The 12190-nt window shown below is 45.3% G+C and carries 7 protein-coding genes and 1 pseudogene; 3 read left to right on the top strand and 5 right to left on the bottom strand.

Annotated elements, in window-relative coordinates:
• Positions 1-151: 151 nt before the first annotated feature.
• Positions 152-1432 (top strand): aromatic amino acid transporter, encoded by a 1281-nt coding sequence (locus tag OC193_RS24745; protein ID WP_048663234.1) that lies wholly within the window; start codon positions 152-154, stop codon positions 1430-1432.
• A 117-nt stretch (positions 1433-1549) separates the two neighbouring features.
• Here OC193_RS24745 and OC193_RS24740 read toward each other — a convergent pair.
• The 3 genes and pseudogenes from OC193_RS24740 to OC193_RS24730 form a co-directional block, all read right to left on the bottom strand.
• A pseudogene (locus OC193_RS24740) lies at positions 1550-1627 on the bottom strand (type II toxin-antitoxin system RelE/ParE family toxin); the annotation flags it as partial.
• Between the two features lie 94 nt (positions 1628-1721).
• Entirely contained in the window at positions 1722-2147 is a 426-nt protein-coding gene (locus tag OC193_RS24735) for a hypothetical protein (protein WP_230682289.1), read from the bottom strand.
• Between the two features lie 297 nt (positions 2148-2444).
• On the bottom strand, positions 2445-2837 hold the full coding sequence (locus tag OC193_RS24730) for a Rid family detoxifying hydrolase (protein WP_048613761.1): 393 nt from the start codon (positions 2835-2837) through the stop codon (positions 2445-2447).
• 502 nt (positions 2838-3339) lie between these two features.
• Between OC193_RS24730 and OC193_RS24725 the strand changes: the two genes are divergently transcribed.
• Both OC193_RS24725 and OC193_RS24720 read left to right on the top strand, forming a co-directional pair.
• Complete coding sequence (locus tag OC193_RS24725) at positions 3340-5070, top strand: hypothetical protein (protein WP_132957368.1); 1731 nt, start codon at positions 3340-3342, stop codon at positions 5068-5070.
• A 74-nt stretch (positions 5071-5144) separates the two neighbouring features.
• The gene (locus OC193_RS24720; protein WP_048660688.1) at positions 5145-5801 is read left to right on the top strand and encodes a hypothetical protein; all 657 of its coding nucleotides are present in this window, start codon (positions 5145-5147) and stop codon (positions 5799-5801) included.
• Positions 5802-6269: 468 nt separating this feature from the next.
• On the opposite strand, the gene OC193_RS24715 is transcribed toward OC193_RS24720, so the two are convergent.
• Both OC193_RS24715 and OC193_RS24710 read right to left on the bottom strand, forming a co-directional pair.
• The gene (locus OC193_RS24715; RefSeq protein WP_261978811.1) at positions 6270-10757 is read right to left on the bottom strand and encodes an Ig-like domain-containing protein; all 4488 of its coding nucleotides are present in this window, start codon (positions 10755-10757) and stop codon (positions 6270-6272) included.
• A gap of 586 nt (positions 10758-11343) precedes the next feature.
• Positions 11344-12189: a DMT family transporter gene (locus OC193_RS24710; RefSeq protein ID WP_048666142.1), complete on the bottom strand. Its 846-nt coding sequence runs from the start codon at positions 12187-12189 to the stop codon at positions 11344-11346.
• Between the last annotated feature and the right edge of the window lies 1 nt (position 12190).

Genomic DNA, 12190 nt, shown 5'->3' with positions numbered 1-12190 from the left:
ACGTAATTATTATTGTTGTTTAAAAGTTAAGCGCTAGAGTCCATGATTCTAGTGCTTTTTTGACTTGACCTAAGAAATTCTTCCCAACAAACACAACGGAGTGGGTTACAGAAATAAAAAGCAATGTCGAACCAATGAGAGGTAACCACTTATGGATAGTACGAAACCAGCAATGACCGCTAAACCGCCTTCACTTATCGGAGGGGCTTGTATTGTCGCATGCATTTGCGTGGGGGCTGGTATGCTTGGCCTTCCTGCTGCAGGAGCTGGAGTGTGGACTATCGGTGCTTTAATGGCTTTAGTCTTCACGATGTTCATCATGACAACCAGTGGCTGTTTATTACTCGAAGTTTTAAAAGATTATCCTTACCGGTCATCTTTCTCTTCTATAACGAAAGACTTGTTAGGTAAAGAGGTTAATTTCTTTAATAACCTAATGATTTACTTTGTCGGGGGGATCTTGTTGTATGCCTACATCACCTCTTCAGGACTAATTTTGAATGAATATTTTGGTATTGCCCCCCAACTAGCCTCCATCTTTTTCGTTTTTATCTTTTCTGGGCTAGTTTGGCATTCAACAAAAATGGTCGACCGTATTTCGATTGTGTTAATGCTGTTTATGATCATTACCTTTAGCTTTGGCACCGTAGGCCTTTGGTTTAACGTCAATCTCAGTACTTTGCTAGATACTGCTCATCTGAAATTTGAGTATGCGCAATACGTGTGGGTCTTTTTCCCCATTACCTTGACCGCGTTTGGGTACCATCATAGCGTCTCAACATTACGAGATTACTACCGTGAGGAAAGGCTAGCACAAAAAGCCATCATGGGCGGAACGATCATTGCTCTTTTTACTTACACAGTTTGGTTAATGAGTATTTATGGGAATTTACCAAGAGTAAATTTCGGACCTATCATTTCCGAAGGTGGCAATATAGACACCTTACTCATTAGCCTAAAATCCGTATTAGCAGAAGAGAGGTTATCAAATGTCATTAGCGCTTTTTCCGCGGCCGCTATTTTGTCGAGCTTTATAGGAGTTGGCTTGGGGGTATTCGATTTTTTGGCCGATTTATTCCAATTTGATACCACTTCGAAAGGCAGAACCAAAACTTGGGCAGTCACATTTATTCCACCTCTGATTTTCTCTCTTCTCTTTCCTTTCGGTTTTCTAGCCGCAATTGGTTATGCCGCATCGGCCGCGGCAATTTGGGCGTGTATTGTACCGGCATTGCTAGCTAGAAAATCTAGGTTAAAGAAAGCCATTTCTAACAACCAAGAAGATAATGAGGAACAGCCTCAGCAAGTGAAGCCTTATCAAGTACCTGGAGGGGAATTGGTGTTGATTGGGGTATTCATTTACGGGGTGGGCATCATTGTTATCAACGTACTCGTCATGTTCGAAGCTCTGCCCGTTTTTGATGGCGTCTAGTCTTCTTCATTAATAAGTGACACACCGTGTCACTTATTTACCACCAAAATTTTCAAATTCTGCCCAAGGATGAATGCTTTCATGTGACATTGTAACCTTGGTCACTCTCTAACTTGTAAAAATACGGCAAGGATTAACCACGACTTCGCGATAATTGAGGTGTTCGCTCTCGGGTGGAAGACGCCTAAACTCGGGAGATCCGCTAAGGGTTTATTATGTTCGGTGTTCATACGGGCTATTTAGTTTAGCAAGTTTAGTGAAGAGAAAGGCAAAGCGTAGGGGGTTACATTTATGCCTTTAACTGATAGGTCGCCCTTGATGTGTATTCTGCCATATCTAAAATGCTAAAAACCCCGCCTATTGTTGTAAAATTACACGCCCCTTCTTTTGCACAAGCAGAGAGACTTTTATTAAACCAAGCTCTTGTAAAATAACCCGATTCTTTTAATTGTGAGTAAGCTAATAGGAATTCAGGGAAAGTCACTCCTTTTTCATAGAAAGGCGTTTTTTTAGAATGAGAGGGAATACGGTAGATTAACGCCTCTTCACCTCTTCGCATGCCGATACCTTTGATTACGAAGTCAGCTTTCGCTTGTGGTTTTGGAATAACTTGACCTGTTTCTTTAGCCAATCCTCGGATAGCCTTTTCTATTTTTCTTCCTGAGGCATCGATGGCCTTGTTAGAGTCTTCTTTTCGATGTTTTATTCGTCCCACAACATGCTCCTGAGTTTTATTAGCGCAATAGTCTATGGTAAGTAAGTCGAGCACTGCACCTTCTTGAAACCAATAGAATGCCTTATCTAAGTTTGATTTTAAGGCATCAATTTGCTTCCGCGCTGTTGAGGATAATTTCCGACCTAGGCACTCTAGATCACTTAAAGGATACCCCTATATTCGACGAGCTGCCTCGTTCATCGTACAGGCCGTAAGGTTCGATGAAATCATGAGTTAATGAAAATAAACCACCCCAGCGCCTAGGCTGGGGCTAAAAAAATCACTAAACGGTAACAATTAAGGTGCAACAGCAACTGCCTCTATCTCAATCATGGCATTGAGAGGGAGTTTCGACACTTCGATACAGGTTCTTGCGGGAAAATAATTGGCGCCGTGTTTGATGAAAAAATCATTATATATTTCATTAACAACTGAAAATCTCATTATCTCGGTAAGGTAAATGGTTGTTTTCACTACGTCTGATACGTCAGCGTCTGCATGGAGTAAAATTGCTCTCATATTTTCTAAGCACTGTCTTGTCTGATTTTCAATGTTTTTTTTAACCAGAAACCCCGTTTGAGGGCTCAAGGGTAATTGACCCGAAGTGAATATTAACCCTCCAGAAATAACCCCTTGAGAATAAGGACCTATCGCTTTGGGGGCTGCTTGAGTATCAATGATTTTGCGCATTTTTTCAATCCAGTTATTTGGGTGGCCTAACGAAAATATAAGAAAGTTTGAAAAAATAATTATTATTTAATCATAATTAAAAATAATTTCTTGATGGTTAAGAAATACAATTTCTTGCTTAGTTTTATGGTTTCCCACGCGAAGTAAGAAAAAATCGATAATCCAAACATAGCATCCTATATTTAGTTAATTAGGCTAGTCACTAGCTTTAATATTTGGGATTAATCTTTTGCTCTTAATTTTTAGAGCCTTCCTCTATCGCCCCTTAACTTCGTGACCACATATCGAGAAGTGAATTTATTCTTAAATTAGAAGTCATCTTTATCTAAATTAATTATTAATAAATATCCTGTAATATGATTTTAAATTTATGATAAAAAATCATATTAATTGTAAATGAGTGAAAATAATGTTGGTATGAATTAAATCATACTTTTTGTTACTGCTACTATTCGGCTGTGAGGATACCGCTTCAGTTCAAGAGCCGAGGAAGACAGAGTTTGTGAAGGAATTTATTCTCTCTCAATATGAAATGGTTGATGTTTCAGACATCGTGAGGATGGGGTCTCAAACAGCCTGTTGCAGTGAGGACATAAAGTTAGAAGTAATCTCAGGGAAAGAGTTAATTAAACTAACTGAAGATAAGAAAGTCGTTGCGCTCAAAGATGGGGAAGTGCAACTAAAAAACAAACTGAATGGCAGTGTATATCGATTAAAAATAGATTCAAATGACTTAAGTACAGCATTCTTAAATCTAAATTTCATCGATTTATACACAGGGGTAGCGCTGGCTGATGATGTACTTACAGTAGGACACCGTTACGCTTTAGGCATGTCTAGTCGTTTTCCATTAAAACAGGGCGATGTGAAATTAAAGCCCACAAATGAAGAATTAGTCCAACAGGACACTGTAGGCAATATTTTCATTACTCCAACCCGAGAAAATAAGAGGGAAGGAGAAGAGCTCCTAGTAAATATTCAAGTCAATGGTCGTGAATATGCGAAATATTTTAAAATAAAAGAGCAAAAAATTGAAGGGAGCCGATTAATTACCGATCCTCAAAAACGTTTTTTGCCAGTTGGAGTCGAATTTACTCCGTTGGTCTCATATGTTGGCACAGATGATAAGGTACGCCCTGTTAGTGCCGAAATTTTAACCTACGAGGTCGAGGGAAAAGAGCTATCTCTGGCTGAGCTCCACGATTATCTGTTGGACCCAAAAAACCTAGGCCAGAAGCAGGTTTTAGTCAAATACCCTAATTTAGTAGAAGCCACTCTAAACTATGAAATAGTAACGTTAGGTGATTTTGTGAAAATGTTCGGAATCGAGACCAACCTTCCAACTTTTCCAGAGGCTTTGCAAGCCCACATAGATGTTCCGTATCATCTCGTTGTGAAAAGTAATGGAATCGACGTGACATCCTTAGTTGAATTTGATGTGGGATCCGAAAAAGCAGCTAGGGTTGATGACGGTTTTCTCGTAGTTTCTAACGAAAACGAAGAGGTGGGATCTTTTTTGGTTTCTTTCTCAATTGACGGGGATAAACCCTCAGCATTCATTCCCAATAATTCCGACTATTACAAAGTGAATGTAGATAAATCAGAATTACGTTTAAAGCTGGATGTAGCGGACAGTCTCTATACGAAGGGAAGTAAGGATTTACCCACACGTTTATTATTGAATGACATTAATGTTTCAGGCCGAAATTTAGGTGTAACATTCATTAATTCCACAGGAGGGGAGATCTCAGGAAGTGAAGGCCGAAAAGGGTGGTCAACCTGCAGTTTAAGTTTTTCTGAGCCACGGTCCGCGGTATTATTTGATGATAAAATTTATGGTGTGCCAGAAAGTCAAATGTATGAATCGCTGTTCACCTTTGATTGTCGAGAACGAAGTTATATCAATGCTTATCAAGCTATAGATTTTGTAGCGATAAGTAGTATGGGAGTAAATGGAGTGGTCGACCACTATGGTACGCCTTTACTACTTCATCCAGAAGAAAATGGGATTTATAGAATAGTGTATGATAAGTTTAACCAGCAATCGGTGCAGGTTAATGTCTCTCCATTTCTGAACGACATTTTCAACCATTATAGCAAAAACTGGCTTACGGGACCGTACACAGTTTCAGGCTCTGAAGACCTAATTGTAGATTCACGGGGAAACCTAACGTTTTTAGGAAGCTTCCAACCATCTCTCCTAACCCTCCAATTTCAGGGGAGGAACAAATAACCTATGATATTGATGTTGATTACAACAGTATCGAAGCATCAGATACTCACATCTATAATCAAAGTCATCATTCAATGACTCTTGCCAAAAACATTGAATTAAATGGTCAACAGCTACTTTTCGAAGATATACCTTACCTAAAATGGGGGATTCCAATAACGGTAAGTGCTATAAATGAAAAAGGTGAAAATACAGATATTACTTCTCACATTCGCCTTAAGGCCGATAGAAACACTGAGAATGCTGCCATAATATTAAGCGGTAATCGGTTGTACATGAACACTCAAGGGCTAGGTCAATATCAATTTGATTTGTTAGATAGAGATTACATGCAAGAGTTGTCAAGCGTCCTTTTTAATGTTGTCGATACGATGAAAATACATGTCATTCGAGGTCCAGTTTTTGATATGGCAATTCCCGTTGGCTCAAATGGTCGCTTGGCATTTAAAAGAAAAGATGGGTCAGATTACGAAATCCTTCTCAATCGAACGACTTCTTACTTAAGGTCTTATCAATACATGAGAGTCATGTTTAAAGATATTTTTTCGAAATCAGGGGGAAACATCTTACCAGTAGATGTTCAAACAGGGATAATCAATACAATAGGCTCATCTTATCGAAATGGCTTTGGTATCAGTGATAATCTTATGGTCGAACTAGAACAACCCATTCAATATGACTTTGAGATTATCGATCCCTCAGGAAACCTCTTGTTTTCATGGGCCAAGTAGAAAAATCGTAAAATAGCCGCCTTCTTTTGGAGGCAGCTTCCTACTCTAGGCTGTCTTTCTTGACACTTTGAATGGTGTCAGGTGACTTCTTTATTTTCCCTGAATTTATCTAAAAATATCTTCTAACCTAAAATGATTTCCCTATATTTTCTACGTGTCTGCGCAATTTTATTGAAGAGCCTGATTGCTTTTCGGCCCTTTTAACACCTTTTCCAACCTTACCTTCAAATCTCTCATACTTGTCTTTGAGCGTGTAGGCTAGATGGTATTTACGACTAAACAGGTGATGAACTTTTTAGGTAATAAGACTCATTAAGAAACAATCCGTCTATAGGATAGAAATCAAAACGAAAATATAACCCTTTTGGAAGCTTATGTGAAACAGTTCCAGCTGACTGTATATCGATGAAAAAGATAACCACCTGCCGAACAGGTGGTTATAGGTTTTGAACTCATATACGTTAAATGTTAAGGAACTGAGACGCAGGACGCGTACAATTCTTCTTCTAGACTCGCTCCTTCATTGCCCCCCCTGAGGCTTACATTTAAAAAGCCAGGTCCACGGCTTGTGCTTGACCAGTAGTTGAGCCTGACTGGCCAACCGCGCGCGTTGAACATATTGCCGTATGTATTGAAGAGCTCTAACTTTAACTCATTTCTTGTTGCCAAACGCCAATTAGTACGTCCTGCTAAACTCTCGTTACTATAGGTGGCACATAATCTGTTTGCATTCGCCCAATTGAACCAAACAAAATTTCCAGCAGGCCCAGAAGTTCCGATTTCTTGCGTAAAACCATTATTTACACTTCCTCCGATGCTATGTAGAGCGATTCTTGATGGTGAATTGGTAAACAACTTCCCATTGCCAACCTCGAATACATCAGTACATGAAACACCAGTGTTCCTACATATATACACCTCCACGCTCACCGTGTTACTGGTGACGTTGTCTTTAGTGGCGGTTATCGTTGTGTGTCCGACGTCGACGCCAGCCAGTCGGCCAGTCGGCGTTACTGTCGCGGTACTTAGAGCCTCCGAGGTCCAGGTGACGGAATCGCTCACATCAGAGGAAGTGCCGTCACTGTAGGTTGCGATAGCGGTGAGTGGTCTCATTTGACCCATTGCCAACTCACTCGCTGGCGGTGTGACCGCCAGCGTGGTGATGACCGCCGCGCTGACCTCCACGCTCACCGTGTTACTGGTGACGTTGTCTTTAGTGGCGGTTATCGTTGTGTGTCCGACGTCGACGCCAGCCAGTCGGCCAGTCGGCGTTACTGTCGCGGTACTTAGAGCCTCCGAGGTCCAGGTGACGGAATCGCTCACATCAGAGGAAGTGCCGTCACTGTAGGTTGCGATAGCGGTGAGTGGTCTCATTTGACCCATTGCCAACTCACTCGCTGGCGGTGTGACCGCCAGCGTGGTGATGACCGCCGCGCTGACCTCCACGCTCACCGTGTTACTGGTGACGTTGTCTTTAGTGGCGGTTATCGTTGTGTGTCCGACGTCGACGCCAGCCAGTCGGCCAGTCGGCGTTACTGTCGCGGTACTTAGAGCCTCCGAGGTCCAGGTGACGGAATCGCTCACATCAGAGGAAGTGCCGTCACTGTAGGTTGCGATAGCGGTGAGTGGTCTCATTTGACCCATTGCCAACTCACTCGCTGGCGGTGTGACCGCCAGCGTGGTGATGACCGCCGCGCTGACCTCCACGCTCACCGTGTTACTGGTGACGTTGTCTTTAGTGGCGGTTATCGTTGTGTGTCCGACGTCGACGCCAGCCAGTCGGCCAGTCGGCGTTACTGTCGCGGTACTTAGAGCCTCCGAGGTCCAGGTGACGGAATCGCTCACATCAGAGGAAGTGCCGTCACTGTAGGTTGCGATAGCGGTGAGTGGTCTCATTTGACCCATTGCCAACTCACTCGCTGGCGGTGTGACCGCCAGCGTGGTGATGACCGCCGCGCTGACCTCCACGCTCACCGTGTTACTGGTGACGTTGTCTTTAGTGGCGGTTATCGTTGTGTGTCCGACGTCGACGCCAGCCAGTCGGCCAGTCGGCGTTACTGTCGCGGTACTTAGAGCCTCCGAGGTCCAGGTGACGGAATCGCTCACATCAGAGGAAGTGCCGTCACTGTAGGTTGCGATAGCGGTGAGTGGTCTCATTTGACCCATTGCCAACTCACTCGCTGGCGGTGTGACCGCCAGCGTGGTGATGACCGCCGCGCTGACCTCCACGCTCACCGTGTTACTGGTGACGTTGTCTTTAGTGGCGGTTATCGTTGTGTGTCCGACGTCGACGCCAGCCAGTCGGCCAGTCGGCGTTACTGTCGCGGTACTTAGAGCCTCCGAGGTCCAGGTGACGGAATCGCTCACATCAGAGGAAGTGCCGTCACTGTAGGTTGCGATAGCGGTGAGTGGTCTCATTTGACCCATTGCCAACTCACTCGCTGGCGGTGTGACCGCCAGCGTGGTGATGACCGCCGCGCTGACCTCCACGCTCACCGTGTTACTGGTGACGTTGTCTTTAGTGGCGGTTATCGTTGTGTGTCCGACGTCGACGCCAGCCAGTCGGCCAGTCGGCGTTACTGTCGCGGTACTTAGAGCCTCCGAGGTCCAGGTGACGGAATCGCTCACATCAGAGGAAGTGCCGTCACTGTAGGTTGCGATAGCGGTGAGTGGTCTCATTTGACCCATTGCCAACTCACTCGCTGGCGGTGTGACCGCCAGCGTGGTGATGACCGCCGCGCTGACCTCCACGCTCACCGTGTTACTGGTGACGTTGTCTTTAGTGGCGGTTATCGTTGTGTGTCCGACGTCGACGCCAGCCAGTCGGCCAGTCGGCGTTACTGTCGCGGTACTTAGAGCCTCCGAGGTCCAGGTGACGGAATCGCTCACATCAGAGGAAGTGCCGTCACTGTAGGTTGCGATAGCGGTGAGTGGTCTCATTTGACCCATTGCCAACTCACTCGCTGGCGGTGTGACCGCCAGCGTGGTGATGACCGCCGCGCTGACCTCCACGCTCACCGTGTTACTGGTGACGTTGTCTTTAGTGGCGGTTATCGTTGTGTGTCCGACGTCGACGCCAGCCAGTCGGCCAGTCGGCGTTACTGTCGCGGTACTTAGAGCCTCCGAGGTCCAGGTGACGGAATCGCTCACATCAGAGGAAGTGCCGTCACTGTAGGTTGCGATAGCGGTGAGTGGTCTCATTTGACCCATTGCCAACTCACTCGCTGGCGGTGTGACCGCCAGCGTGGTGATGACCGCCGCGCTGACCTCCACGCTCACCGTGTTACTGGTGACGTTGTCTTTAGTGGCGGTTATCGTTGTGTGTCCGACGTCGACGCCAGCCAGTCGGCCAGTCGGCGTTACTGTCGCGGTACTTAGAGCCTCCGAGGTCCAGGTGACGGAATCGCTCACATCAGAGGAAGTGCCGTCACTGTAGGTTGCGATAGCGGTGAGTGGTCTCATTTGACCCATTGCCAACTCACTCGCTGGCGGTGTGACCGCCAGCGTGGTGATGACCGCCGCGCTGACCTCCACGCTCACCGTGTTACTGGTGACGTTGTCTTTAGTGGCGGTTATCGTTGTGTGTCCGACGTCGACGCCAGCCAGTCGGCCAGTCGGCGTTACTGTCGCGGTACTTAGAGCCTCCGAGGTCCAGGTGACGGAATCGCTCACATCAGAGGAAGTGCCGTCACTGTAGGTTGCGATAGCGGTGAGTGGTCTCATTTGACCCATTGCCAACTCACTCGCTGGCGGTGTGACCGCCAGCGTGGTGATGACCGCCGCGCTGACCTCCACGCTCACCGTGTTACTGGTGACGTTGTCTTTAGTGGCGGTTATCGTTGTGTGTCCGACGTCGACGCCAGCCAGTCGGCCAGTCGGCGTTACTGTCGCGGTACTTAGAGCCTCCGAGGTCCAGGTGACGGAATCGCTCACATCAGAGGAAGTGCCGTCACTGTAGGTTGCGATAGCGGTGAGTGGTCTCATTTGACCCATTGCCAACTCACTCGCTGGCGGTGTGACCGCCAGCGTGGTGATGACCGCCGCGCTGACCTCCACGCTCACCGTGTTACTGGTGACGTTGTCTTTAGTGGCGGTTATCGTTGTGTGTCCGACGTCGACGCCAGCCAGTCGGCCAGTCGGCGTTACTGTCGCGGTACTTAGAGCCTCCGAGGTCCAGGTGACGGAATCGCTCACATCAGAGGAAGTGCCGTCACTGTAGGTTGCGATAGCGGTGAGTGGTCTCATTTGACCCATTGCCAACTCACTCGCTGGCGGTGTGACCGCCAGCGTGGTGATGACCGCCGCGCTGACCTCCACGCTCACCGTGTTACTGGTGACGTTGTCTTTAGTGGCGGTTATCGTTGTGTGTCCGACGTCGACGCCAGCCAGTCGGCCAGTCGGCGTTACTGTCGCGGTACTTAGAGCCTCCGAGGTCCAGGTGACGGAATCGCTCACATCAGAGGAAGTGCCGTCACTGTAGGTTGCGATAGCGGTGAGTGGTCTCATTTGACCCATTGCCAACTCACTCGCTGGCGGTGTGACCGCCAGCGTGGTGATGACCGCCGCGCTGACCTCCACGCTCACCGTGTTACTGGTGACGTTGTCTTTAATTAGATAAACAGTGACATCCCCAGTTGTATTCCCCGTTGAAAATACGCCCGATTTAGAAAAAAACCCGGTCTCCTCGTTACTTGAACGCCACGCGCTTAAGCTTAAATTTGATAGTACCTTTGATGATCCATCAGAGTAATGACCTGTGGCGATGAATGCTTGCTTGTTACCTTTAGCTAATTTTAACTGACTTGTTCCTCGTGTTTTTAGAGGTGAGGGAATAATATCAATTCGTGTTAATATTGCCGTTGGTTCAATGGTTGGATTTTCTACTTCTTCCGGATTGCATCCTATTAGGGTTATTAGGATGAAAAAATGGAGGATAGTTATTATACGCTTAAGCATTGTCTTAGTTCATTATAATTGAAATGAATTTCATTAAATAAATATCTAATTTAAAATTCTAATTATTTATGGTTAATTTAATTATAAATGAACTTTTTATTACTTCTCACATCATGAGGAGGGCAATAGTTTTTTCTTTATTTAACTTAGTTAGGCAGAGACCTTCGGATCTTGTCACTTTTGGCAAAAATTAAAAATAGAGTAAAGCAGATGATGGAAAGTCCTGAAGATACTCCCAGCACCAACAAGCTTTCCTCATATATCAGCGGTAAGGTTATCGATAAAAAAGCTATCAGGACTACAAATAATTCGCATCCTGCCCCTAAAATAGGGTGCTGATGGCGAAATAGTGCTAATCTATAAACCATTGTTAAAACCTCCTTGCTTCTTTTTAAAGCACACCAATCTACAAAATAAGAAATATTCGTTTTCTAGATTTCATGATAACCCCTTGTCCCCTTGTGTCAAAGGCTCGTCTTTAAATATGACTATATATCTTATAAAATACTAATAATTTATTGGAAGTCAGTCGACCTTATCTTTCCCTACTCTCTTTGATTGGTTTGTTTTCTAGGTGGTACTCAGATCATGGAATAATATTTTTTTTCTTTAGCGAGAGGGAAATAGATGTTGTTATTATGATAATAACGCCACATGTGCTCATCCAACTAGGGATTTCATACCAAAAAATAACCCCCCAAAGTATATTGAAAACCAAGCCGATATAGCGGGTGACTGCAACTACAGCGGCGTTTTCATGACTGAATGCCTTTGTTAGGAACATTTGCCCAATGAGCGAAACAAGACCAATGGCAATTAGATGAATCCACGCAATGCCCTGTGGAACCACAAACTCATCTCTCATCAAGTAACCGGATACCAACATCGAAGTGAAAAGAAAATAAAACACAATCTCGTAAATATGGTGCCTCTTACTCAGGTGACGAATAGTGATAGAGGCAGCCGCCGCAAAAAAAGCACTCGCCACCCCTGAGAGGGCATACAAATTAAATGTGTCGAAGCTAAATGGATTTACAATTAAGGTAACTCCAACCAAAGCGAGCGGAAAAAGGAATGCTACTTTTTTAGGGACTTTTTCTCCCAAAATTAGGTTGGAAAGTAATATAACGAAGAACGGGGACAGGTAAGCCAAAATCACGGCGTCCGCTAGCGGCATGTGGGTAATCGCGTACACAAAAGCGAGCAGATAAAACGCCCCAAACAGGCCACGAAGCAAAAGCATTGGTATGCCCGTGGTAGAAAACCTGATACTCGCTTTCCACATTAACCCTAAAATCAGAACGGTTCCTATTGCGCTTCGGAAGAAGACAATTTCAGAGCTTGGAATCGTCAAACTGGCCGCTTTAATAAGTGCGTTCATGACACTAAAAATGAACGCAGAAAATATAGTTAACGCTACACCGTTGTTCATG

This window comes from Vibrio crassostreae, assembly GCF_024347415.1.
GTDB lineage: Bacteria > Pseudomonadota > Gammaproteobacteria > Enterobacterales > Vibrionaceae > Vibrio > Vibrio crassostreae.
Note: the sequence above shows the minus strand (reverse complement) of the source record. Positions and strands in the feature narration are given on the sequence as shown.